The following is a 25,454-nucleotide window of genomic DNA, read 5'->3' on the forward strand; positions in this document are numbered from 1 at the left end:
CTTTAATTTTTATCTCATTCTTGTGCTTTCATTTTTATGTTTTTTAATTTTTTATTTTGATATGATAAAAAATCTTTATTTTCTCAATATCTTGGTTCACTGTTTTTTTCTCAATTTAAATCATATTCTAATGATTTTAATATCGGTATTGTAATCTTGTCATTTTTATCAACATAAAATTCTCAATCATTAAGTTTCATTCGCGGAGGCAAGTTTTTGGGCGTAAATTCATTTTCTACATTAACTTTTATTTCTCATTTTTGATTTCACTTGCTGTTGTCATCTTTTGATGATTTAAGTGTTAATTTTGATTTTTTTAAGTTTAAGTCGTATGACTCATTCTTAATTTGTAATATTGGTTTATTTTCTTTTTTAGAACACCCAACTATCGGCAATATTGTCAGCCCCAAAAGAACTATTATATTTAAAATTTTCATAAATTTAACTCCTTCATTTTGTTTTTTCAATATATATATATAATTATAAAAAAATTCTTAATATCATTAGAAAAATGGCAAAACCGATTAAAAATTGAAAGGTATAGTAAAAAGCTGGTACCGTTTTAAAAACTGGGAAAATGGCAGTTGAAAAGTTAACTGTTGCTTTTGCAATAATTGCTAACGGTCGCAAAATCGTGATGATTTGTGACGCTGTCAGCATTCAGTTTAGCATTTTAATACCAGCATTTTGAATTGCACAACCAATATCATTAAAGGTTGGTGTTCATCGTCCAGAATATTTGCAATTTGCTGGTGGAATTAATTCGTCTCATTCACTGTTGTTTGAGCCCTCGGGGATAAAGGCTGTTGAATTTAATACATTAAAGTCATAAATTTTAAAATTGTGGTTAAAGATATTCCCTTTGTGATAAAGTGGAAAAGTTAAGGTAAAAATATTAATACCATAACGAATATCAATATCGGTATTTAGATAATTAATACTGTTAGCAGTTTTGTTGGTTGGCAAGACAATGAGTTTATTATCATAGGATTTAAGGACATTAAAATCAATTTGATAAATGCTATTGGTGTTGTCAATAGCATTGTAATTATCTTGGTGCATTTTTTTGTCAAAAGTAAAGAAATAACTTCTTAGTAATAATTCTGAGTTTCCTATAATATTTACTAAGTATTTTTTGGGATAAAAGGTAATTAATGAACGATAAAAGAAACCGATTTGAATAAAGTAATACTTCTTATAGTTTTCTACACCCTTAAAATCAATTTCGGTATGAGTTTTTTCGTCCATATCAAAAGTCGCATAAAATAAACTAGCAAAGAAATTGCCAAGAATTTCGTAGATTTCGTTAAAAACATTTTTGTAATCGCTATTGTTAATACTAGGAATGTTTTTTTTAAAATATAGGTAAATATCATTTTTTAAATCGGGGTCATAGCGTAGAAAACTAAATCTAACATTGAAGTAATTTAAGGTACCAAAAAGATATTTAATTAGGTAATAATCGTTAGAATTCGTAGTGCCATATTTTCAGATTTCATTTTCACCGTGTATCAATTGTAAATACTTATTTCCAGCAATTATAGTTTTGTTAAATGCCTTAATTTTCAAAACATTCTCATTTACTACATTTTTATTACTAGAAGTCTTATGATAAAAGTAACTCTCGTCTTTAAAGCCGTGATTTTTAATCGTAAATTCTTTGTAATAACCTTTTTCTAGGGTGTCAATGAAATTAAATACGGGCGTTCAATAGAGATACGAGTAATTAAATTTATCAAAATCACCACGGTGAATCATTAAGTAATCAAGATTATCAACAACATCGTTATAGTTATGGTTGCCATCAAATTTAATGGTTTTTTCTGGTAAATCAATATCAGTCGAGGATTTAATTTCTGATTGTGCGTTAAATTCTAATATTTTTCATTTGGCATATCTTTCATTTTTATCTCATTCTTGTACTTTCATTTTTATGTTTTTTAATTTTTTATTTTGATATGATAAAAAATCTTTATTTTCTCAATATCTTGGTTCACTGTTTTTTTCTCAATTTAAATCATATTCTAATGATTTTAATATCGGCAGTGTAATCTTGTCATTTTTGTCAACATAAAATTCTCAGTCATTAAGTTTCATTCGTGGAGGCAATTTTTTGTGCATAAATTCATTTTCTGCATTAACTTTTATTTCTCATTTTTGATTTCACTTGCTGTTATCATCTTTTGATGATTTAAGTGTTAATTTTGATTTTTTTAAGTTTAATTCGTATGATTTATTATTTTGCCTTTTACTTCTAATTAGTGATTGTGCTGTTGATTTGTCATTATTAATGTTTTGTGGAATGGTAAAAATGTTATTGAAACTAATAATTATCACGGTAAATATTTTCATAAACATTTTTATAACTCCTTTTTAAAATATTTTATTTTTCATTATTCTTTTAGCTTTAATCTTTTTTAATATAAAACGAATTAAGCAGTTTACTATTTCTGTTATGGTTAATCATACTAATGAGTAACTTATAATCATTAACTTACCAATTGCTCCAAAATTTTTAATAAATTGTTGCAAATTTTCAATATCTGTATGTAATAATAAAACTATACTTAAAGATATGAATATAATGTAATTAAGTATTATTCATCAATATTTTTTTAAAAAATTAATGAGTTTGTTTGATTTCATTTTTCAAGGCTCTTTTTGCTTTAATTTTTTGAATAATAAAGCGGATTAATTTTTCAAATTTAATTGCAAAGTATATTGCTCCGCCTCATCAAAAAACAAATATTCCTACCAGCATAATATCACTATTGAACCTGACAAAGAATTTAACCATTTCTTCATTCATAAAATTATTAAATTCGTCACTTGTTCCAGTTATTCATTTAGTATCGATTGCTGTTAATGCACAAATTAATAAGCTTATAAAGATGAAAATGATACTTAATAATACTTTTAACCACTGCTTTTTAAAAGAATTTTTAATTTTTAATTTTAATGGCATTTTTTCTTTTGAATTATCTTTTTTAAATAATTTTACTAAAAGTTTTTTCATTTTAACTCTCCTTTCATATTTTTTATCGTCCTTTAATCACAATAAATAAAGCAATAAGTACACAAGTAACACCAAGAATGATGAAGATTGGATGTTGCGAAAATGTTCGCGCCATTGGTTTAAATAGTTCTAAAATTGTTAAATTGCTAGTAATAAACTTTTGGAAATTGGCAAGCCCCTCGATAATATAGTTCGTTAAAGTTTCAAAATGACTACCAGCTAATAACCCAAGAACAGTTATTAAGATAAAAATAATAATTAGTTTAAACATTGTTAGTTACCTTGTTTTGTTTTTATTGGTTTTATTTGTTTTTTAGCTTTTCCTCACGCACTTAAACGACCCTTATTTTTAACAGCATATTGGCGTTGTTTTTCTAAATTAACTTGTTGACTACCAAATCCAAGAATAATTGCCATAAGAAATTCTACAGCAAGCGTTAAGAATAAAGGAAATATTAGTTGAATTTTTGTTCCCGGCACTTCAAGACTTCAAATTAAATCAAAAACTTTATAAAGCATTTGGGCGAGAAAGTCGGCCATTTTTGCGAGATTTTCCATTTTTTATTGTTCCTTTTCTTTCATTTTTCTTAAAAATTTGCTAAATTTATCCATTTTTAAGTATTCTAAGTCTTCTAAATCAATTGCTGTATCAGTATAGTATTTGTCTTCATAATCCGGATTTACTTTTGAATTTAAGTAATCTCTTAAAAATGCTAGGTAAAAAGAATTGTAAGTGTTAAGTATTGGTAAAGGAATTTTTAGTTTAAAAAAATAAATATCAAGTTTAAGAATATCACGGTATTTAATGCGGCGACCCTTTTTACTATTTTTAGCATCAATTAAGGCGTTTCGTTAGCGTTCATATTCTTCAATGCTCGTAAAGGTGCCATAGATGACTTTTAAGTAGGGGCGGAAAATATTAACGGGTGTTTTTTGCGAATTCCCACAATTACATTATTGGCAATATCACGAACTTTAACTCAAATATGTTTATCTCTTTGACCGCCGGCCAGCACAATATGACCAAAATGCCGTGCCAGAGCGAAATATTCTTGAATACCGGTTTCTTCGTTTTTGGTATTATTTTTTTCTCAATCCGTTCCTTCTAAAAATAAATTGGTTTCATCCCATAACAGTAAGGTTTTGTCTGGCAATAACGAATAATCAAAGTCTAACAATCCCATATGCCCTAAGCTTAATTTTTGGGTTTCTAGTAATGGAAATGTTGATGCGATATGATATTTTTTATTTTTTAGTAATTTTGATGCGTACACTAGAAAAGCCGTTTTTTCAGTTCCTAATGAACCAATCAAAATATTTAATGGTGAATTTTTTAAAAAATTAATAACTTTGTTAATTTGTGTTAAATTATTGATTTTAAAAAGGAAAATTAAAATGCAACCTACTAAAAATAAATAGCTCTAAATGTTTTTAAAATAACCGTTGTAAATATATCAAACTGCTCCCCAATTTCATAAAATTAAAAATTAGGTGCGATTCAATTCAATAAAATGGTTATTTTTTTCTATTATTCATTTGCAAAATTTCATCTTGCACCTCACTTTATTTTTTTGTTAGCACGCTGCTCCAAGTAATTTTTCAAACATTTTAAAGCAAATAAAGAATATTGCCAAAATAAATGGAAAAATGAAGATTCAGTAGTCAGCAAAGAAGTTACCGACTTGTGGCATGTTAACAGCAATAATTTCTCACATTTTAGTAAAAGACGTTATAATTGCATTTCATAATTTAGTCATTGTGTCACTAGCTGTTATTTTTTCTACTGTTGCTGGCGCTTCTGTTAAGAAAGTTCCAATCATATAATCACCCCCTTTCTTTTTGAAACATTAATCATTTATATTCAAAGTTTTTCTTAAATTTGTTAAAACCACGATTAACCTTAACACGATTATATTTTTTCCTAATTAATTTTGAATTTCTTTGGGAATGCATCACAATGTAACTTCTTGACATTAATTTTTTCCCTATCTAAATACTGATATGGTTTTCCAAAGTAGCATTAAAATAAATCACGCCATAATCGCTGTTAAGAATCAAAAAGCAATGTTTGCTATTAAAAGTCAAAGCGTTTCTTGAGTTAAATCAATTTCTTTATCACCACTAATATGAGACGGAATAGTTGTAATTTGAATAAATAAATCTCAGAAAGTTTGTTTAATTTGTTCTCAATTAAATTCTTTTAAGTTTATTGTCATTTTTTATCTCCCAAAAATCATTTTTATTGGTAAATACATAATTGAAATTAATGCGAAAAGAAAAGTAATGATAATAATTAATCCGGCAATAAACGCAACCTGTGCAGGCATTTTTTCTATCGGAGCAAACAGTTTTAAAAATTCCATAATAATTTCTCAAAACATTATTTTTTATCCTCATTATTTTCTTTTGAATTAGGAGCTTTAACTCATTCTTTAAAGCGAGCAATAAATACTTTTTCGTCTTTTGTGAAATTACCAGTATTATTTTTAATGACATTTTTATATTTAATTCGCATTTTTATTTTGGCATAAATTTTATAAGCAAAATATGCCAATAGCATTATGCAAATGATAATAAATATTATTCCAATCGAAATATTCATCTTTAAACTCCTTTAAAATAGTTATAATTTATATCTTTTTTGTTGTTTTCTTTTTCGGCAATGAAAAAACCTAATAATTCTTGCCCCTTAATTAATTTGGTTTCTTTTTCTTTTTGATTAATCGAAATTATTTGATATTTACTATCTTTTATTATTCCAATGCAAATTGAATTTTCGTATTTTCCTTTATAAACAAATCGTTTTGGAAACCAAATACCGATTTGTTCATTAAATCACGGAATTTTTGGTGCTTTAATAAGCATTGCGTTTTGAGTTTCTTTTAAAAGATATTTTTTAGTATTTAAGAAAATGTTTTCAATGTTTTTCATAATAAATTACCTTTCTTATGAATAAACTAAGTTATATTAACTAAGTTTTAGTTAACTTAGTTTTTTAAACACTTATATATCCCAGATTTAAGTGTTTAACAAGCTTTGTTAGTAAATTTTGTTTTTTTAATTAGATAAAGATTTTAATAATTTTAAACTTAATATATCCCTATATAGAAATTTTTACACTTTAATGTCCGCATCCTACCTTTGGAACTAATTTAATAGCGTGTATATTTTTAGGAAGTCCGCCCATTCATTTTTTTATTGCAAAACGAAACAAATTGCTATAGCTAATAGGGTGTTATCTATTAACTGGTAAACTTCTTTTGGTTATGGCGACCACCCACAATTTATCGCGCTTTAATATATACCAACATTATTAACTCACTTGTATTTAATTTTCAAAAAACAAATTTTAACATCTTATAAAATAAAAAGACAATCATTGCTGACTATCTTAATACTTATTCAAACATTTTCCTGCCTAACAAAACTTTATGCATCCTATAATCAATATTTTTATGGTTATCGATACTATTTACAATTAGAAAATAATTCTCAAGTTAATGTTGAAGATTTAGTTTTTTTTAAACATTATCGTTTTAGAAAATGAAAAAAGAAAATTTTATAGATAATAATATATTATAATAATGCTAGAAGTTTCTAGCATTATTATTTTTTTTTAAAGAATTAAATCGTAAAATTCATAAATTTTGATTTTATTTTACTTTTTCGAAAATTTTATAGATTTATCATTGAGAATTATATTTTTTAATTATATAATTAAAAAATAAGTTAATACCATTTATTTATTAGAATAATGCATAACTAATAAATAAAATAACTTAGGATGACTTACCTATTAGCATTGAAGAATAGTCAGTTTTTAAAAATATTTAAAAAATATAGCAATTTGGGAATGTGTTCTGCAATAAAAAAATGATTGAGGTTTAAACTTTATAAAGTTTAAACCTTTTTACACTTTACTTTATTAATAAAACAAAAATGGAGATTTAAATCATTGAATAAGAATGATAAAAAATAACTTCAATAAAGAGTATGAAACTAAGTATGAAACTAACAAATTTTTATTTTTTATTACTAAATTGTTTTTCTTGTCCAGTAAAAATTCGATAAATATTTTGATAGTGTCGTAAAATAACAATTAAAACAATCACACCAACAATCAATTGGGTTCAATAATTAGGCACTAAGTAAGGAAAAAATAACTCGGAGTAATTAATTCACATATTTACAGGCAAATTGTTTATTTGTGTAATTCAAGAGCAACAAAAAATAGATATGGCACATAGTAATGAGGCAATAGACACGATGCGAATAGTTAGAAATATTGTTCATCATACAATAGTTGCAATAATAAAATAAATCGGATTAAGAAAAAGTGTAAAGCCTAAAAAGGATCCAACACCTTTACCACCTTTAAATTTATGATAAATTGGCAAGCAATGTCCGAAAACAGCAAAAACAGCACTAATATAAACTGAGCTTTCACTAAGGGTTGGTGAATTAATTAGTGATAGTAATTTTACAATTGCTAAAACAAGACCAATTTTTAAACCATCTAAAATAAGAATAATTAAACCAAATTTAGTTCCCATAATTCTGGCAGCATTAGTAGCTCCGGCATTTTTGGAATAATGGTTACGGACATCAGTTTTAAAATAATATTTACTAATAAGAATTGCTGGTGATAGTGAACCAACTAAATAACCAATAACACATCCCGAGGTTGTCATAATGATTGATGCAGTACTCATATAATCATCTCTTTCCTAATATTAATTATTTAATATTATATTACTATTTTCTAGCACAATTACAATAACAATAGTAAATTATTTTAATTTTTTAATTTTGTCGAAAACTCTTGATAAAATAAAAAAAATCATCAACTTGATAATTTTAAAAGGCTTTTATGAAAATGGACGCATAAAGTTTTGTTAGGTAGTGGGGTTTAAATAATTTTGAAAGAAAAACAACTAAAAATTGATTACCTTTTTATTTGAAAAATAAGTAATAAAACAAAATATTTAATATTAATAAACATAATCTTAATAAAAGCTTATAAAACCTAAGTAAAATTCTTATAAAACCAACATTAAAATAATTTTTTACAACAAAAATCTACATAAGAAATATATACTTAATTTGAATATTGAAATAATTTATAGTAAATGATTATTTTTTCTTTTTTTAAAAATACCTAAAAAAACTAAACGCGACCTGTTTTTCTGAATTATGTCCATTTTTAACGCAGTGGTAAGATTCACATTTAGAGCATTTAATACCTTGTGATCTAAATTTTTGATCAATTTCATTTAAACATTTTTGTTTTTTTATTAATTCTGCTTGTTGTTTGACTTTTTCATAAAATTCTAAAAATTGATCATCTGTTAAAGTATTTACTAGTTCTTGAATTATTTTTTCCATAATTATTATTCACCTCTATTATATTAAAAATATACCTAAAATTAAGTATATTCAATAAATATCAAGAGTTTTCTACAAAATTAAAATAATAATATAATTAAAATTAATATCTTTATCAGCTTCAGATTTTTTAATATTTTCTAAAAAGTTTTGTCGATTTTTAATTTTAACTTCTTCATACAAATTAATAATTTCTTGCCCCTTAATGGTTGTGATTTTCTGTGCACCGTTGGCATCATACTTAATAACTTCATAATAATTTTCTATAAAAATACCAAGCGCCATCTGATTTGCATATTTAATTGATGGGTATACTAGTTTTCGAGGAACTCAAGAACTACCACCACTATTGGGAATTGATAGTAAAATCGCATTCGTTGTTTCAGCAACAATATATTTTTTATTTAAAAATAAATTTTTTAAGTTAGTCATTATTTATTAACTCCTCATATCAATAATTTTTTATTTTTTTTAAAAAAATAATATATATCCTTCCTTATATGCAATTTCCTAGTTAGCTAACATAAATTATTTAACTATCTAAGAAATCTATGTTATCTCTCTTATGTTAACTAAGTTATGTTAGCTAACTAGGTGCGAGAAATGCTCGAAATTACCAAAAAGCATTTTTTGGCACACCTAAAAAGTGTTCTCATATTTACAACACAATTTTAGATAGAATTTAATTTTTTGTTCGAACAAGTTAATAAAGTTGGTTTAATTTTATTAATTAAAATACCTACCTCCTTTTAAAAATTATTGTTAAGAGGAAGGCGTATTCTTACTGGTCTAAAATGGTTATTGGATAGGTTACAATAAGTTTGGCCATATTTATGTGGACTTTCAAATAAAATAAAATTATTAAGAAAGTAGGAAGATAAAAATGGGGAAAAACTCATATTCAAATGAATTTAAAAAACAAATTGTCATGCTTTATCAAAACGGAAAAAGCGTTGTTGAAATTATTAAAGAATACGGGATTTCAAAATCAGCCGTATATCAGTGAATTGAAAATTTTAATAATTTTGGGTCATTTAAAGTGCAAGATAATCACACTGTCGAAGAAAATGAATTAATTTACTTGCGAAAAAAAACCAACAATTACGAATGTAAAATGACATTTTAAAGCAAGCAGCACTGATAATTGGCAAAAAATAGGAATTATTAACAATAATAAAGAAAAATATTCCGTGCTAAAAATGTGTCAAATATTAAAAATAGCAAAATCAACATATTATTATCAAACTAATAATTGTGTTAAGTATGATGTTAATAATTATGAAGAAGAAGTTATCAGTGCATTTAATAAAAGTCGTAAAATTTATGGTTCTCGTAAAATTAAAGCTGTTTTAATGAGAAAAGATATTATCTTATCACGTCGAAAAATCAGATTCCTTATGATCAAAAATAATTTGGTTTCTAAATACACCAAATTAAAATATCGTAATCATAAAATAATGGTTAATAATGACCAAATTAGTAATGTTTTAAATCGTAAATTTAATAACAAAAAACCTAATGAAGTTGTTGTTAGTGATTTAACATATGTGCAAGTTGGAGGAAAATGACATTATATTTGTTTATTAATTGACTTGTTTAATCGAGAAATAATTGGCTATAGTGCCAGACCAAACAAAACCGCTGAACTAGTTCAACAAGCTTTTCATAAAATAACACGACCATTAAATAAAATAACTTTATTTCATACTGATCGTGGTAATGAGTTCAAAAATAACATCATTGATGAAATTTTAAGCACTTTTAAAATTAAAAGATCATTAAGCAATAAGGGTTGCCCTTATGACGATAATGCTCTTAAACAACTTACAAAACTTTTAAAATGGAATTTATCAAGGGTAAAAAATTTGAAAATTTAACACAATTAAAATGCTAATTATTTGATTTTGTTAATTGATACAATAATCTTATAATACATGGCGGTTTAAATTATTTAACGCCTGTTGAATTTAGAAAATGACAGTCTACATAAAAATTGTCCAAAAAAGGGTTGCCATACCATATCTTACACACATAATATAAACCAACCTCCAATATTTATAAGAAGTGCATATTTTTTTTACAAAAGAACAAAAAAGACGATAATTATCGTCTTTTTCTTATTTCTCTACATCTTTGTTATACGCCCTTTTTCAAGTAAATTAATTCATTTTCTTCGACAGTGCAATTATCTTGCACTTTAAATGACCCGAAATTATTAAAATTTTCAATTCACTGATATACGGCTGATTTTGAAACCCCGTATTCTTTAATAATTTCAACAATGCTTTTTCCGTTTTGATAAAGCATGACAATTTGTTTTTTAAATTCATTTGAATATGAGTTTTTCCCCATTTTTATCTTCCTACTTTCTTAATAATTTTATTTTATTTGAAAGTCCACATAAATATGGTCCAACTTTTTCTTTATTAACAACAAAATAATCATTATTATCAAATAAACAAAAATTAATTTTATAAAATAACCTATTCAATTTCTTAATAAATGGTTTTAAATTAGTACTAATAACTTTATCAACTAACAAATAAATCTTTTGTTGCTTTAATAAATAATTGGCAACTATTTCTTGATCCAAGTCACTAATTAAAAAATTATTATGTTTAATACCCTTTAAAAAATTATTACAAGAAAAACAATTTTTTAAACTAGCATCCTCAGTCGGGTTTTTCTTTTTGTATGCTTGTAAAAAAGCAAATTTAAACTCTGAATAACCACTATAACCTAATTTTTTACAAAAACGAATAACTGATGCTGTTGAAGTATAAGTTTGCTTTGTCAATAATGTTAAATTAATATTAGCAAAATCATTAATGTTATTTAAAGTTGTTTGAGAAATTAACTGATCAATACTTTGCTCACTTTCTTGTGAATATTTTTGAACAACCAAAATAATATTAGTCATAAGTTAATGAAGTTAGTACTAATCAGTTATATTTTATTTTCATTCTTTGTCAAAACCTCCAGCAAAAGTATTATAACAAAGTAAAAATTCATTTTAATTTTGTAGAAAACTATTGATATTTATTGAATATACTTAATTTTAGGTATATTTTTAATATGATAGAGGTGGATGATAATTATGGAAAAAATAATTCAAGAACTAGTAAATACTTTAACAGATGATCAATTTTTAGAATTTTATGAGAAAGTCAAACAAAAAGCAGAATTAATAAAAAAACAAAAACGTTTAAATGAAATTGATCAAAAATTTAGAGCACAAGGTATTAAATGCCCTAAATGCGAATCTTACCATTGCGTTAAAAATGGACATAATTCAGAAGGAAAACAAAAATATTTATGTAAAAATTGCCGTGCAAGTTTCGGCGCTTTTCGTAATCATTTTATTTATTGAAGTCATTTAAATTATGAACAATGAAATTTATTGATTCAAATTTCATTGCTGGGGCAATCTAGTAAAACAATTTCTCGTTTTATTAAAACTACATTAAAAACTGCTTGATATAATCGTCAAAAATTAATGAAATCAAAACAATTAGAAAATACCCGATTAAAATTTAAAAAATTATCTGGTAAAATCCAAATCGATGAAACATTTATTAAAGAAATTCATAAAGGAAATTTCAAACATAAAACTGATCCACGAAGAATTCACCTTGACCCATTCGCAACTAATACTAAATGCTGTATTCAAATGGCAGTTGATAATAATAACAATATTTATGTTAAATCCACAAACACCAAACGTTTACAAAAACAATGATTTATTGAAAATATGAACAAAGAATTAATTAACCAAAATTCAATTATTACTTCTGATATGCAAAAATTATATTTTTTAGTAGCAAAACAAACAAATTCTACTTTATGTGTAACTAAAACAACAATTAATCCTGAAGCTAGTTATCGTAACTTAAATAAAATCAGTAAATTACAATCTAGTCTTAAAGAAGCCTTAATTCATTATCATGGTTTAGGTTTTACTAATATTCAAAATTATTTAAATCTCTGAAAATGAAAATACCAACATAAGAGTTTAACTCCAAACCAACAAACAGCGGTATTATATTTTAATGTATAAAAAATTAAAGTAAAAATATTAATTTTACATAAAAGCCTTTTAAAATTATCAAGTTGATGATTTTTTGATTTTATCAAGAGTTTTCTACAAAATTAAAAAAAATCATACAACCAAAATATACAAATACGATTTAATTTTCATAAAATGAAAATATTTTCACTGTTCTACTTACGAGATAAAATTATTATTTGACAAATTAATTGCATTCTTTTCTTTCTTTAATTAATTTCATTTATGGTTTCCTTTTTTCCTATGGACGATTTTTTATTCCTGTTTAAGTGCCTCATCCAACCGCTCAAATGTTGTTATTCATTTTCAATTGTCATTTTGAAGATATCGTTCAAAACAAACATAAAATCTTTTAAAATTAGTAAAATTAAAATCATAATAATCATATTGTAAGTACTCGTCATTATGATTAGCAATAACTTTTTGCCCCAACACTTTCGTGTCATTAATAAATTTTTTGCTAACTAATTTATCATAATAATTATTTCTTAAAGAATTTACTAATTTATGTCAATTAATAACAAAAGCTAATTGATTAAAACCAAAATATTCGGCTTTAAATTCATTAATTCATCATTGTTCTTTTTCATCTAAACAACAACATTTTTTGTTATTACAACTAGGATGTTCGACAAATTATTCTAATAATTTAATTTTAATATCATTAATACTACCATTAATATTTCTAATAAAATCATGGAGTTTACTATAAAAATGTTTACCATCTTGTTTTCCGGACTCAATATGATCTTCATAATCAAGAGGTGACATTTTTAATAACTTACTTAACTGAATTTTATGTTGCTTAACTCTCTCGCCAATCCCATTTTTATTTTTTGATTGACCAATATAAACAGGAATTAGTTTATTAAGTTTAACTGTTGGCAACTGAATATATACAGCATACATACCTTTTTTATTTAAATCGTTAGCACTGTGTTACTTTTCTACTAATTCATTCATATAGTTTTATTTTTTCTAAAAAACTTTTTTGAATCATAAGTTTCCTTTCATTTATTAATCATTTAAAATATGGTCCATTGATAATGGTATTTGATCATTAGCATTAGATATTTTTTTATCCTTTTTTAAAGAAGAAATTAATGATGCTGATTGTAAATTATGCTTTCTTAAATCATAATAACGGTCATCTTGAATTCATTCCACATTAACGCCCCCTAAAAAATCACTAACACTTTCTAATAAACGACCATAATGAACTTTACTAATCGCAAAATTTTCAATCGTATTATTTTTAGTTAAAATATGAACTTTACTATTATTAGGAATTACAAACGATGTAATTACATAGGGAATAATATTTTTAGTTATTTTAAAAGAACGAACCCCTTTCGCTGGACGATATAGTAAAGGAATATTATTAATTTTAATTTTTTTAACCCCCGCTGTAGTAAAAGAAACATAACTATCGTGCTCATCATTAACAACATTTAATGATACAACTTTATCATCATCTTTTAAATTAATCGCTTTAACACCTTTAGCTTTGGGACTAATAATCGCAATATCATTTTCATCATATCTAACAACAAAACCTTTTTTAGTTGTTAAAATAACTTGTTTTTTACCATTATTTAAATCAAAACCAACAACCTCATCATTGGGTTGTAAATTAATCGCTTTTAAAGCTTTAGATATTCTTGTTGCTTTAAAATCACTAATAACAGTTCTTTTAATAAATCCTAACTTAGTTGCTAAAATAACAAATTGGTCTTGAATATCAAAATCATTAATTAATATCGCACCAAGAACTCTTTCGTCACCCATCATTGTTGAAAAGTTATTAACATGGTGTCCAATATCCTTTCAACGACTTTCTTTTACTTTATGTAAAGGAACAATACAATAATTACCTTGACTAGTAAACAATAACAAAGTACTTAATGAAGTAGTTGATAATGAAGTAACATTAATATCTAAAGGTTTTCGGCCATAATCTTTCATATCTTGTTTAGCAACTACTTTTTCATTAATAACTTTAATATAACCATCACGCGATATCGTAACAAAAATATTTTCTTCATTAATTATTTCTGTTTTTTCAATAATAATTTCTTCCACCATATTCTCAATAACTGTTTTTCGTGGCGAATTAAATTCTTGCGAAATAGTTTGTAATTGTTGAATAATCAAAGCTTTTTGTTTTTCTTTTTTCTTAATAATTTCTTGTCAAGTTCTAATTTCTTTTTGTAAAGATTTTTCCTCTTCTTTTAAAGCGTTAACATCAGTTGATGTTAACCGATACAATCGTAACAAAACAATAGCTTCTGATTGTAATTCCGTAAAATGATAAGTTTTAATTAAATTTTTCTTAGCATTAGCCTTATCAGTTGATTTACGAATCGTAGCAATAACCTTATCCAAAATTGTTGTAACTTTAATTAAACCACTAACAATTTCTAAACGAACAATCGCTTTTTCTAAATCGTATTTAGTTCTTTTTTGAACAATATCAAATTGATGTTTTAAATAAGCATCTAATAAGTTTAATATCCCCGCACAAATTGGTTTGTTATCTTCAAGAACAACCATATTAAGATTATAAGATACTTGTAAATTACTATGTTTTAATAAATATTTCCGAATTATCTCGGCATCAGCATCCTGTTGTAAATTAATTTCAATATGAACTCCTGACATATCACTTAAATCAATAATATCCTTAATACCACTAAGTTTTTGTTCTTCTTTAATATCCGCAATTCGCGTTACTAAATCACTTTTAACAACTTCATAAGGTAACTCCTTAATAACTCATTTTCGATGACGCGGTGTCCCTTGTAATTCCATTTTACTACGAATAATAATCTTACCACGACCAGTTTTATAAGCATTTAATATTCCATCTCGTCCTTGAATAATACCGCCCGTAGGTAAATCAGGCCCTTTAATAATTTTCATAATTTCTTTTAACGAACATTCAGGATTATTAAGACGATAAACTAAGGCAACAATTAATTCCGATAAGTTGTGAGGCGGAATATTGGTTGCATAACCGGCAGCAATACCCATACAACCATTTAAAAGCAAATTAGGAAAGTACGCCGGTAATACTGTCGGTTCAGTTTCTGAATCATCAAAGTTAGGAGTTCAACCAACAGTTTTTTTATCTAAGTCTTGTAATAAATACTTAGAAATTGCATTTAAACGCGTTTCGGTATATCGCATTGCTGCTGCTGAATCACCATCAATCGAACCAAAATTACCATGACCATCAATTAGTGGTACTCTTAACTTTCAAGGTTGCGCCATTCGCACCATTGCTTCATAAATGGGAACATCACCATGCGGATGATATTTACCAATTACTTCACCAACAACCCGAACTGATTTTTTGTGAGGCCAATCAAAAAATAACCCTAAATTATTCATTGCATATAAAATTCTTCTTTGCACTGGCTTTAAGCCATCACGAACATCAGGCAATGCTCGTTCTTGAATAATATATTTCGCATATAAACCAAACCGTTCAGCAACAATTTCATCTAATTTATGAACCACACTATTTCTGTTACTTTTCATTTCATTCCTCCTTTCATTTTATGAAGCAATAACAAAATTATCTTCTAATGTAAAATTAATGTTAGCTTCAATTCATTTTTTGCGTTTATCACTATCATCGCCCATTAAAGTAATAATCTTTTTTTCAGCTTTATGGCTATCGCCAATAGTAACTTGCACTAGTTGTCTAGTTTCTGGATTCATTGTTGTTGTTCATAATTGATCGGCATTCATTTCTCCAAGTCCTTTATAGCGTTGAATTTCACTTTTAGTATGTTTTTCTAATTGCTTATATAAATCTTTTTGATTTCAAGCATAACTAATTTCATTAGATTTTTTGTTGCTAATTTTATATAATGGTGGTAATGCTAAATAAATCTTTTGCGCAGCCATTAAAGGCTTCATATAACGATAAAAAAAAGTTAATAATAAAATTTGAATGTGGGCGCCATCAACATCAGCATCGGTCATAATAATAATTTTATCATAATTAACATCATCTAAATCAAAATGCTCACCAATGCCACCACCAATAGCATTAGTAATCATATTAATTTCAGGATTTTTTAATAATGTTGCTAAATTAGATTTTTCAGCATTAATTATCTTCCCTTTTAAAGATAAGATGGCTTGAAAACTTCGCGCTCGCCCCATTTTAGCAGTACCACCTGCCGAATCACCTTCAACAAGAAATAATTCATTTTTATTAGGATTCCTGTTTTGCGCTGGCGCTAACTTGCCAATTAACATTCGGTCTTTTAAACCTTTTGATTGTCGTTGTCCTCTTGCTTGTTCGCGAGCTTTTCTTGTAGCTTCTCTTACTTCTCTAGTTTTAATAATCTTTGTTAAAATTTCATAAGCAACAGTCTTATTTTCTTGTAATCAAAAAGAAAATTGTTTAGTGACAGTACTATCAACAATATTTTTAATTTCATTAGTTCCCAATTTACTTTTAGTTTGTCCTTCATATTGAATCATATCTTCAGGAATCCGTACCAAAATAACTGCCGTTAATCCTTCACGAACATCACTACCTTCAAAGTTTTTTTCTTTTTCTTTTAAAAGATTTTCTGTTCTAGCATAATCATTAATAACTTTCGTTATGGCAGTACGAAAACCAACAACATGGGTTCCCCCATCAATAGTTTTAACATTATTAGCAAAACTAATAATATTTTCACTATAAGCATTACTATATTGCATCCCAACTTCTAATTGAACATTATCCATTTCACCTTTTAAAAGCATAATTGGACTAATAATTTTTTCATCAGCGATTAAATATTTAACAAATTCTTCTAAACCATTAGTAAAACAAAATTGTTCTTCTTTTTTACTATGTTCATCAACAACAATAATTTTTAAACCACTAATTAATAATGCTGACTCGCGAGCTCGCTCACAAATCATTGAATATGAAAACTTAAAATTATTAAATATCATACTATCAGGGCGAAAATGAACTACAGTACCAGTTTTTACTGTTTTACCAATTAATTTTAAATGTCGTGCTAAATGCCCTCCATTTTTAAAACCAATTTCGTAAATTTTTTTATCACGATAAATTGTTACATAACAAAATTCACTTAACGCATTAACAACCGATGCCCCCACACCGTGTAAACCACCTGATGTTTTATAACTATTACCATCAAATTTACCACCGGAATGTAACATTGTAAAAATAACTTCTGGTGTTGATTTTCCTTTTTTATGCATTCCCGTAGGAATCCCTCGACCATTGTCTGCAATAATAATTGAATCATCTTTTTTAATAGTAATCTTAATTTCATTACAATATCCAGCTAATGCTTCATCAATCGAATTATCAAAAATCTCTCATGCGAGATGATGCCACCCTTTCCTATCTTTTGACCCAACGTACATCGACGGTCGTTTACGAACACCATCTAATCCCTCAAGAACTTGAATTGAAGATTCATCATAGCTATTTAGCATTTTAATTCACCCCTTTATTGTTGCTAATTATTATTTACTATTATATTTATTAATAAAATTTAAAACATTTTGATATACTTGTTCTTTACCAATTTCATTTAAAATTTCATGACGCATTCCTGAATATAATAAAATGCTTGTTTTTTTAAAACCATATTGACGATATTTTCTTGCAGTTTTTTCAACATCTTTACCAAAATTACCAACCGGATCACTCATTCCCCCAATAAAAAATATTGGTAAAGTTTTCCGAGTTTTAATAATATTTTTCTTTTTCATAATATACAATAAACCTGTAAACATATCTTTAAAAGCACTAGCAGTAAGTATTTGTCCCGTTAAGGGGTCATTTCTAAATTTTTCTTGAATATTTTTATCACGAGTTAGTCAAACTAAATCATTATTTTTTTCTTTAATTTTCTTACTAAATTTTTTATAAGTTAAATTATTAATAAAATTACTAGGACAATGTAATGGTTGTCGTTTTTGTAAATATTTAGCAATAAATTTACCAGTTCATAATTGTATTTTTGATTTTCAAGTTGTGGCACAAATAACTAATGATTCAATAGTATAAGAGTATGATGTTACATAATGTCGCGCTAAAAATGAACCCATTGATTGCCCTAACATTGTAATTCCTAATTTAGGATAATTATGAACAATATAATCATTCACTACTTTTAAATCTAATACCAGATTATCTCAACCATCCTTAACACTAAAAAAACCTAAGTGGTCTTTATCAGTAACCGTTTTCCCGTGTCCCCGAAGATCATTACCAATAACGATTCAACCATTAGCATTTAAATACTTAGCAAATTCATCATAACGAAAAGTATATTCACTTGACCCATGCACTAATTGCAGAACCCCTTTAGGTTTACTGACTTGATCTCATATATATAAATGAAGTTCATTATTATCAAACGATAAAATTTTTAATTCTTGCATTTTTTTCATCTTCCTTTTCTAAAATTACTACTTTAAGTACAATACTTAATTTCTATAATGTTACTTTGAATATCTGATGACTAAAACTATTATAAGAATTATGCCATATATAATGATTATATTATAAATTAAGCAATAAATTTTAAATTAAACTTTTAATTTTGTAGAAAACTCTTGATATTTATTGAATATACTTAATTTTAGGTATATTTTTAATATGATAGAGGTGGATAATAATTATGGAAAAAATAATTCAAGAACTAATAAATACTTTAACAGATGATCAATTTTTAGAATTTTATGAAAAAGTCAAACAACAAGAAGAATTAATAAAAAAACAAAAACGTTTAAATGAAATTGATCAAAAATTTAGAGCACAAGGTATTAAATGCCCTAAATGTGAATCTAACCATTGCTTTAAAAATGGACATAATTCAGAAGGAAAACAAAAATATTTATGTAAAAATTGTCGTGCAAGCTTTGATGCTTCTCGTAATCATTTTATTTATTGAAGTCATTTAAATTATGAACAATGAAATTTATTGATTCAAATTTCATTGCTGGGGCAATCTAGTAAAACAATTTCTCGTTTTATTAAAACTACATTAAAAACTGCTTGATATAATCGTCAAAAATTAATGAAATCAAAACAATTAGAAAATACCGAATTAAAATTTAAAAAATTATCTGGTAAAATCCAAATCGATGAAACATTTATTAAATAAATTCATAAAGGAAATTTCAAACATAAAACTGATCCACGAAGAATTCACCTTCACCCATTCGCAACTAATACTAAATGCTGTATTCAAATGGCGGTTGATAATAATAACAATATTTATGTTAAATCCACAAACACCAAACGTTTACAGGTCGCATTTAGTTTTCTTAGGTATTGTTTTTAAGAAGTAAAACAATCAGCTAATTATATTATTTAATTACTAAACTAACCCTGCCTTTCTTGTTATTGTCATTTTTATTCTTTTTCATTTTATCATATTATTGAATTTTTACACAACAAAAATTATTAATTTTATTAAATTTTAACTAATATTTTTACTTACTTAAATTTATTATATTTATTTGTTACAGCATTACCTTTATAATTAATTCAACTATCATCATTTTTATTATTATATTTATTTCATAATGAATTTTTATATATTTCTTTTCTGATTTCTATTTCTGAATTAATATTTTCATTAATGTAATGTAATACATTTAATTTGTTTAAATTTGCCATTATTAAATGTAATAGGTTATTTAAATTCTTATGATTATATATTTTTTCCCCATATCCTAATTGTTTTTTTACTAAATGAGATACATCACTTTCAATGCTACAACCGATATTTAATTCTAAATTTTGATGATGAATGCCATGCTTATTATTACTGAAATAATTACTCGCTTTCCTTAAATTTGTTTTAATATCTTTATTTAATTCATTTTTAGCAGCATTACGAATGTTTTTGATTAATTCTTGATGATTTTGCCATCCTTATATAATTTAATTCAACTATTTAGTGTTACTTTGCGATTTTCAAAAATAATATTAAATGCAGTTTGTTTTAATTTTTTAATAGCATGATAACCATCTAAAATATATCTAACATTACCAAAACTATTGGCAATTTCTCTAATTCAAGCATCACCATCCCCACAAACAATTATTTTGTCATAATTAATATTTACATAATGTTTTTGTAATTCCTTAATTAATAAATCACGATAATCCATCGTATTTATTCGTTTACCAACTTTTAACATTAGAAAATGACCTCGTTTGTTTTCTAATTCTCTACGAGCATTTTTGTAATTTTTTTCTTTATGTCCGGTATGAAAAGTAACCAAACGAATTCTCTGGTCTTGTTTAACTTTCTGATCTAATGTCGCTAAAAATGTCTCATCTAGTTGAATATATAAATCCTTATTTTTAACATCAATTCTAGTTTTAGTTTCTTTTTCTGCGAGTTGAAAATATTCAGCAATATCGTATTTATTTAAAATACTTGAAATACTAGCTTTTGAAATATAACAATGATTTAGAGCGTCCAAAACGTCACGATAGCGTTTACCATCACCTAAAAGACTTAAAACTTTAAATTGGACATCAAAATAAATGCGTTGTTTAGATAATAAAACAATTTCTTTATCTAATAAACATACATATTCAAATTTACCTGATTTTTGATTTCAATATTTATATCGGCGTCGTTTAAAAGTAATATCACCAAAAATTGTAATAATTGTTCTTAATGCAAAATGAACTACTTTATAGCCTTGTTTTAACCGATAATGGTATTTATATAAGTATTCATCTAATTTTTCATATTCATTAGCTAATTGTTCACATTTATTAGTGTACATATTTTTATGGGTTGTAAATAAACTAAATCAATGCTTGTTTTCTAAGTTTTTTACATTATTATTAATTTCTAACATAAAAAATCGCCTTTCTAGATAGTAATTTTAACAAAGTTAAATTTCGTTAGTTTATTTTTCTGTTTTAATGATAATTTTTTTTCTAGAATTATTATTCAATAACCTGAAAAAATGATAAAAATTCTTATTTAATAAGTTATAATCAATTTGTATTAATTAGACTCTAAAAATTTAAGGAAAGATGTTAATTGTTCAACAAATTTATTAATTATTAAAAAATCATAAAAAGGATTTAATAAATTAAAAAATTAATTTGTTTATTAAGTACAATAACAATAGAAAGTAGTGGAGTAGCGGGAATTGTTGCCAATAGTCCTTATCCAACACAAGAACAACAAATTAAATTAGAAAAAATAAATTATAAAAGACAAAAACGAAGCAATAATGAAAATAATAAAATAAATGCAACAAAAATTGTTATTAAAGCAAAAAAAACAGATCTGATCTTCTGGTATTGTTTTCAACAATAAAGTATTTTTTATTTCATTTTATCATAATGTATATGAATATGATCCTGCTACAGGGCAACAAAAAATCGTTCTTAGAGCAACTGAATCTATAAGATCTTCTGGTGTAGTTTTAAACAGTAAACTATATTTTGGTTCACTAGATCATAATGTTTATGAATATGATCCTGCTACAGGACAACAAAAAGTTGCCATCACCACAAATAATGAAATTAAATCTTCTGGTGTAGTTTTCAACAATAAATTGTATTTTGGTTCAGATGATCATAATGTTTATGAATATGATCCCGCTACAGAACAACAAAAAATTATTATTAAAACAAATTGATGAATTGATTCATCTGGTGTAATTTTCAACAATAAATTATATATTGGTTCAGGAGATGGCGATGTTTATGAATATAGTGAATACTATTTAAATTCAAATTTAGGAAAAATTAGTAATAATTCTGATAATGTAATTTTAAGTGAATTAAATTATTTAAATCCAGATTTAGATATTTCACAATTAGAAATTATTAACAAGACAAAAAATTCAGCTATATTAAAAATAAAAAATAATTTAAATAAAAATAACATAAGAATACATTATTCAATTGATAATGGGCAAAATAAAATTATTAATTTAAATGAATTGATTAAAAAAGCATTATTTTTTAAATTTCGAGATGAAAATTCTAATTTAAAATTTAAGGAAATAAATTATATTGATACTAATAATTTAAATTTTTCAAATACTGAAATAACAAAACAAGAAAATTCATTTTTATGATCTAATGTTCCTAAAAATGTGTGTTCTGATAAAGAAATCACCAATAAAACTCCAAATATAAAATAATTTAATGTACCTGCTTGTACATATAACTCAAAATCAAAATTAATATTTCAAATCACAACAGGATTAACTAAAACAAAACAAGAAAATAAATTAAATGGTTGAAACATAAATTCTGATGATGAAATGAAATTAACAGATTTTACAAATATAAATAATAAAAATTCTGAAATTATTAATGTATTATCAAATGAATTTGATTTATCAAACACAAATAAACAAGGACAAGAAATGATTTTAAGTATTTTTAAGGGATCCGCTGATAAATTTGAACTTAATCCCAATGAAAAATTAAAAATTATTTATCCAGTAAGAATAATTACATCTAAAGTTATTTTAAATTTAAAACAAAAAATTACAGGAAATATTACTGCCAAAATAATTGATGATAACAATAAAGAACAAATAGTTACATTATCAATTACAGAAGCAATGCAAATTTTACAAAAATATAGTTTATTACCCAATGAAATTACTATAGATAAAAACAATGATAAAATAACATTTAACGGTGAAACATTTTTTTCATCAGAAAGAGAAGGGCCAGTAAGAACAAATACAGTTACTACTATAGTATAAGGTTTTATAAAAACGATATTAGCTATTTAGAACAATAACTTTAATTGAAACAAGCACAACAAGTTTAAATTTCTTGTAAAAATAAAAAAATATTCACACCAGTAATTTAATTAAATTACTGGTTTTTTTAATTTTGTAGAAAAAATGAAAAAGTTGTTTAGTTGTTTTAAGGGTATTTTCATCGTAAAAAGCCACTTTTCTAGTGTAGTAAATTTTAACAGTTTTTAAATTTAATTATTAAGGATTTTCAATTTTAATTTCAAAGTTACTTGTATTTCTTAATGTATAATCTATTGTATTATCGCTATTGTCTCAAGTTTCTAACTTTGTACTTTGATTGTTATTTTTTTATTAATTATTCAAAGCTCATGTGGCTTTATATTAGGGCCGTTAGGGTCAGTTATTTTTTGCCCATATGTAGTTTATTAATTTTGTAATTTTATCTTGTTTATCTTGATTATCTTGTTTATCTTGTTTATCTTGTTTATTGTAAAATTCTTTTGTAAATAGGAAAATAAGTTTGTTTAAATTTTTTAATTCTGGTAATTTTTTATTTAGATTGATATTGTCTTTTTGATACATGTTAATCTCTCCGACTCTATTTTTATCTATTAAAAGATGAAAATATACTTTTTCTAAGTTTTCGATTTCAAAATTATAAATTTTATCTTTTTTATTGTTATCTTCATTTTTTTGTTCTAATGGTTCATTTGCTTTTTTAGAACAGCTAACTATTGGTAATATTGTTAATGTGAAAAGAGCTATTGTATTTAAAATTTTCATTATTTTAACTCCTTTATTTTTTCAATATATATATATATATATATATATATATATATTATACAAAAATTCGTAAAATCATTAGAAAAATGGCAAAACCGATTAAAAATTGAAAGGTATAGTAAAAGGCCGGCACTGTTTTAAAAACTGGAAAAATGGCAGTTGAAAAGTTAACTGTTGCTTTGGCAATAATCGCTAGCGGGCGTAAAATGGTAATGATTTGTGAAGCTGTAAGCATTCAGTTTAGCATTTTGATGCCAGCATTTTGAATAGCACAACCAATATCGTTAAATGTAGGTATTCATCGCCCTGAATATTTGCAATTTGCTGGTGGAATTAAGTCGTCTCATTCACTGTTGTTTGAGCCATCAGGAATAAAGGTGGTGGAATTTAGGACATTAAAGTCATAAATTTTAAAATTGTAATTAGCGATATTTTTTTTTATGGTACAAAGGAAAAGTTAAGGTAAAAATATTAATACCATAGCGAATGTCGATGTTGGTGTTAAGATAATTAATACTATTAGCAGTCTTGTTAGTTGGTAAAGTAATGAGTTTGTTATCATAAGATTTAAGGACATTAAATTCAATTTGATAGATACTGTTATTATTTTTAATAGCATTAAAATTCTCCTGGTGCGTTTTTTTATCAAAAGTAAAGAAATAACTTCTTAGTAATAATTCTGAATTACCAGTAACATTGATTAAGTATTTTTTGGGATAAAAAGTAATTAACGAGCGATAAAAGAAACCGATTTGAATAAAATAATCTTTGTTGTAATTATCTACTCCCTTAAAATCAATCTCGGTATAAGTTTTTTCGTCCATATCAAAAGTCGCATAAAATAAACTAGCAAAGAAATTGCCAAGAATTTCATAGATTTCATCAAAAACATTTTTGTAATCGTTATTGTTAATACTAGAAATGTTGTTTTTAAAATAAAAGTAAATGTCATTTCGTAAATCGGGGTCATATCTCAAAAAACTAAACTTAACATTAAGATAATTTAAGGTTCCAAAAAGGTACTTAATTAGGTAATAGTCGTTAGCATTTGCAGTATCATATTTTCAGATTTCCTTTTCATCGTGTAATAATTGTAAATAATTATTACCTGCAATTAAAGTTTTATTAAAGGCTTTAATTTTTAAAACATTTTCATTTATTTTATCTTCACTAGTAGAACTTTTATGATAAAAATAGCTTTCGCTTTTAAAACCATGATTTTTAATCGTAAATTCTTTGTAATAACATTTTTCTAGGGTATCAACAAAATTAAATATTGGTGTTCAATAGAGATAAGAGTAATTAAATTTATCAAAATCACCACGATGAATCATTAAATAGTCAAGATTATCAATAACACCGTTATATTTATGATTACCGTCAAAGCTAATAGTTGCTGTTTGTAATTCAATGTCGGTACTATCTTTTTCAATTTCAATTTCA

31 protein-coding genes are annotated in these 25,454 nt (G+C 25.2%); 7 read left to right on the forward strand and 24 right to left on the reverse strand.

The window, feature by feature from the left end:
- Positions 1–2 precede the first annotated feature (2 nt).
- From I5Q57_RS03425 to I5Q57_RS03485, 13 genes are all read right to left on the reverse strand, one after another.
- Complete coding sequence (locus I5Q57_RS03425; RefSeq protein WP_215826813.1) at positions 3–437, reverse strand: hypothetical protein; 435 nt, start codon at positions 435–437, stop codon at positions 3–5.
- Between the two features lie 43 nt (positions 438–480).
- Positions 481–2,358, reverse strand: a complete 1,878-nt coding sequence (locus I5Q57_RS03430; RefSeq protein ID WP_215826814.1) for a hypothetical protein — start codon at positions 2,356–2,358, stop codon at positions 481–483.
- A gap of 265 nt (positions 2,359–2,623) precedes the next feature.
- Positions 2,624–3,016: a hypothetical protein gene (locus I5Q57_RS03435; protein WP_215826815.1), complete on the reverse strand. Its 393-nt coding sequence runs from the start codon at positions 3,014–3,016 to the stop codon at positions 2,624–2,626.
- A gap of 22 nt (positions 3,017–3,038) precedes the next feature.
- Entirely contained in the window at positions 3,039–3,287 is a 249-nt protein-coding gene (locus tag I5Q57_RS03440) for a hypothetical protein (protein ID WP_215826816.1), read from the reverse strand.
- A 2-nt stretch (positions 3,288–3,289) separates the two neighbouring features.
- Positions 3,290–3,574 carry a hypothetical protein gene (locus I5Q57_RS03445; protein WP_215826817.1) on the reverse strand — a complete coding sequence of 95 codons (285 nt, stop codon included), beginning with the start codon at positions 3,572–3,574 and terminating at the stop codon, positions 3,290–3,292.
- Between the two features lie 341 nt (positions 3,575–3,915).
- The gene (locus tag I5Q57_RS03450) at positions 3,916–4,329 is read right to left on the reverse strand and encodes a hypothetical protein (protein WP_215826818.1); all 414 of its coding nucleotides are present in this window, start codon (positions 4,327–4,329) and stop codon (positions 3,916–3,918) included.
- Between the two features lie 261 nt (positions 4,330–4,590).
- Entirely contained in the window at positions 4,591–4,836 is a 246-nt protein-coding gene (locus I5Q57_RS03455) for a hypothetical protein (RefSeq protein ID WP_215826819.1), read from the reverse strand.
- Between the two features lie 165 nt (positions 4,837–5,001).
- On the reverse strand, positions 5,002–5,232 hold the full coding sequence (locus I5Q57_RS03460) for a hypothetical protein (protein WP_215826820.1): 231 nt from the start codon (positions 5,230–5,232) through the stop codon (positions 5,002–5,004).
- 164 nt (positions 5,233–5,396) lie between these two features.
- Positions 5,397–5,618, reverse strand: coding sequence for a hypothetical protein (locus I5Q57_RS03465; RefSeq protein WP_215826821.1), 222 nt, complete (start codon positions 5,616–5,618; stop codon positions 5,397–5,399).
- A 2-nt stretch (positions 5,619–5,620) separates the two neighbouring features.
- The gene (locus tag I5Q57_RS03470; RefSeq protein WP_215826822.1) at positions 5,621–5,947 is read right to left on the reverse strand and encodes a hypothetical protein; all 327 of its coding nucleotides are present in this window, start codon (positions 5,945–5,947) and stop codon (positions 5,621–5,623) included.
- Positions 5,948–7,038: 1,091 nt separating this feature from the next.
- Positions 7,039–7,728, reverse strand: a complete 690-nt coding sequence (gene plsY, locus I5Q57_RS03475) for a glycerol-3-phosphate 1-O-acyltransferase PlsY (RefSeq protein ID WP_215826823.1) — start codon at positions 7,726–7,728, stop codon at positions 7,039–7,041.
- Between the two features lie 436 nt (positions 7,729–8,164).
- Positions 8,165–8,401, reverse strand: coding sequence for a hypothetical protein (locus I5Q57_RS03480; RefSeq protein ID WP_215826824.1), 237 nt, complete (start codon positions 8,399–8,401; stop codon positions 8,165–8,167).
- A gap of 72 nt (positions 8,402–8,473) precedes the next feature.
- The gene (locus I5Q57_RS03485; RefSeq protein ID WP_215826825.1) at positions 8,474–8,833 is read right to left on the reverse strand and encodes a hypothetical protein; all 360 of its coding nucleotides are present in this window, start codon (positions 8,831–8,833) and stop codon (positions 8,474–8,476) included.
- Positions 8,834–9,284: 451 nt separating this feature from the next.
- Between I5Q57_RS03485 and I5Q57_RS09870 the strand changes: the two genes are divergently transcribed.
- Together I5Q57_RS09870 and I5Q57_RS03490 are read left to right on the forward strand one after the other, a co-directional pair.
- Positions 9,285–9,527, forward strand: coding sequence for a helix-turn-helix domain-containing protein (locus I5Q57_RS09870; RefSeq protein ID WP_369806555.1), 243 nt, complete (start codon positions 9,285–9,287; stop codon positions 9,525–9,527).
- A 28-nt stretch (positions 9,528–9,555) separates the two neighbouring features.
- Complete coding sequence (locus I5Q57_RS03490) at positions 9,556–10,278, forward strand: IS3 family transposase (protein ID WP_369806568.1); 723 nt, start codon at positions 9,556–9,558, stop codon at positions 10,276–10,278.
- A 259-nt stretch (positions 10,279–10,537) separates the two neighbouring features.
- Here I5Q57_RS03490 and I5Q57_RS03495 read toward each other — a convergent pair whose 3' ends face one another.
- Positions 10,538–10,753, reverse strand: coding sequence for a helix-turn-helix domain-containing protein (locus I5Q57_RS03495; RefSeq protein ID WP_215826826.1), 216 nt, complete (start codon positions 10,751–10,753; stop codon positions 10,538–10,540).
- Positions 10,754–10,763: 10 nt separating this feature from the next.
- A complete protein-coding gene (locus I5Q57_RS03500; protein ID WP_215826827.1) occupies positions 10,764–11,321 on the reverse strand; it encodes a MurR/RpiR family transcriptional regulator in 558 nt (185 codons plus the stop codon).
- Positions 11,322–11,498: 177 nt separating this feature from the next.
- Here I5Q57_RS03500 and I5Q57_RS03505 point away from each other — a divergent pair, with 177 nt between their 5' ends.
- Positions 11,499–12,458, forward strand: coding sequence for an IS1/IS1595 family N-terminal zinc-binding domain-containing protein (locus I5Q57_RS03505; RefSeq protein WP_215826828.1), 960 nt, complete (start codon positions 11,499–11,501; stop codon positions 12,456–12,458).
- Positions 12,459–12,722: 264 nt separating this feature from the next.
- Here the strand turns inward: I5Q57_RS03505 and I5Q57_RS03510 are convergent, their stop codons facing one another.
- The 5 genes from I5Q57_RS03510 to I5Q57_RS03530 all read right to left on the reverse strand — a co-directional run bounded on the left by I5Q57_RS03510 (position 12,723) and on the right by I5Q57_RS03530 (position 18,902).
- Positions 12,723–12,899 carry a hypothetical protein gene (locus tag I5Q57_RS03510; protein ID WP_215826829.1) on the reverse strand — a complete coding sequence of 59 codons (177 nt, stop codon included), beginning with the start codon at positions 12,897–12,899 and terminating at the stop codon, positions 12,723–12,725.
- Between the two features lie 204 nt (positions 12,900–13,103).
- Positions 13,104–13,376, reverse strand: coding sequence for a hypothetical protein (locus I5Q57_RS03515; RefSeq protein ID WP_215826830.1), 273 nt, complete (start codon positions 13,374–13,376; stop codon positions 13,104–13,106).
- A 108-nt stretch (positions 13,377–13,484) separates the two neighbouring features.
- On the reverse strand, positions 13,485–16,010 hold the full coding sequence (gene parC / locus I5Q57_RS03520) for a DNA topoisomerase IV subunit A (protein WP_215826831.1): 2,526 nt from the start codon (positions 16,008–16,010) through the stop codon (positions 13,485–13,487).
- An 18-nt stretch (positions 16,011–16,028) separates the two neighbouring features.
- Positions 16,029–17,948 carry a DNA topoisomerase IV subunit B gene (gene parE, locus I5Q57_RS03525; RefSeq protein ID WP_215826832.1) on the reverse strand — a complete coding sequence of 640 codons (1,920 nt, stop codon included), beginning with the start codon at positions 17,946–17,948 and terminating at the stop codon, positions 16,029–16,031.
- A gap of 30 nt (positions 17,949–17,978) precedes the next feature.
- Positions 17,979–18,902, reverse strand: a complete 924-nt coding sequence (locus I5Q57_RS03530; protein WP_215826833.1) for an alpha/beta fold hydrolase — start codon at positions 18,900–18,902, stop codon at positions 17,979–17,981.
- Between the two features lie 239 nt (positions 18,903–19,141).
- Here I5Q57_RS03530 and I5Q57_RS03535 point away from each other — a divergent pair, with 239 nt between their 5' ends.
- Positions 19,142–19,627 carry an IS1/IS1595 family N-terminal zinc-binding domain-containing protein gene (locus I5Q57_RS03535; RefSeq protein ID WP_215826834.1) on the forward strand — a complete coding sequence of 162 codons (486 nt, stop codon included), beginning with the start codon at positions 19,142–19,144 and terminating at the stop codon, positions 19,625–19,627.
- Positions 19,628–19,962: 335 nt separating this feature from the next.
- On the opposite strand, the gene I5Q57_RS03540 is transcribed toward I5Q57_RS03535, so the two are convergent.
- Together I5Q57_RS03540 and I5Q57_RS03545 are read right to left on the reverse strand one after the other, a co-directional pair.
- Positions 19,963–20,145, reverse strand: a complete 183-nt coding sequence (locus tag I5Q57_RS03540; protein ID WP_215825990.1) for a hypothetical protein — start codon at positions 20,143–20,145, stop codon at positions 19,963–19,965.
- A 233-nt stretch (positions 20,146–20,378) separates the two neighbouring features.
- A complete protein-coding gene (locus I5Q57_RS03545; protein WP_215826835.1) occupies positions 20,379–21,347 on the reverse strand; it encodes an Mbov_0401 family ICE element transposase-like protein in 969 nt (322 codons plus the stop codon).
- A 402-nt stretch (positions 21,348–21,749) separates the two neighbouring features.
- Here I5Q57_RS03545 and I5Q57_RS03550 point away from each other — a divergent pair, with 402 nt between their 5' ends.
- Both I5Q57_RS03550 and I5Q57_RS03555 read left to right on the forward strand, forming a co-directional pair.
- The gene (locus I5Q57_RS03550) at positions 21,750–22,652 is read left to right on the forward strand and encodes a Kelch repeat-containing protein (protein WP_215826836.1); all 903 of its coding nucleotides are present in this window, start codon (positions 21,750–21,752) and stop codon (positions 22,650–22,652) included.
- A 123-nt stretch (positions 22,653–22,775) separates the two neighbouring features.
- The gene (locus tag I5Q57_RS03555; protein ID WP_215826837.1) at positions 22,776–23,228 is read left to right on the forward strand and encodes a hypothetical protein; all 453 of its coding nucleotides are present in this window, start codon (positions 22,776–22,778) and stop codon (positions 23,226–23,228) included.
- Positions 23,229–23,618: 390 nt separating this feature from the next.
- On the opposite strand, the gene I5Q57_RS03560 is transcribed toward I5Q57_RS03555, so the two are convergent.
- Positions 23,619–24,011, reverse strand: coding sequence for a hypothetical protein (locus tag I5Q57_RS03560; protein WP_215826838.1), 393 nt, complete (start codon positions 24,009–24,011; stop codon positions 23,619–23,621).
- A 152-nt stretch (positions 24,012–24,163) separates the two neighbouring features.
- Here I5Q57_RS03560 and I5Q57_RS03565 point away from each other — a divergent pair, with 152 nt between their 5' ends.
- Positions 24,164–24,418, forward strand: a complete 255-nt coding sequence (locus tag I5Q57_RS03565; protein WP_215826839.1) for a hypothetical protein — start codon at positions 24,164–24,166, stop codon at positions 24,416–24,418.
- A 15-nt stretch (positions 24,419–24,433) separates the two neighbouring features.
- On the opposite strand, the gene I5Q57_RS03570 is transcribed toward I5Q57_RS03565, so the two are convergent.
- The gene (locus I5Q57_RS03570) at positions 24,434–25,345 is read right to left on the reverse strand and encodes a hypothetical protein (protein ID WP_215826840.1); all 912 of its coding nucleotides are present in this window, start codon (positions 25,343–25,345) and stop codon (positions 24,434–24,436) included.
- Positions 25,346–25,454 lie beyond the last annotated feature (109 nt).

The sequence above is a fragment of the Spiroplasma endosymbiont of 'Nebria riversi' genome, assembly GCF_018831625.1.
Lineage (GTDB): Bacteria > Bacillota_I > Bacilli_A > Mycoplasmatales > Nriv7 > Nriv7.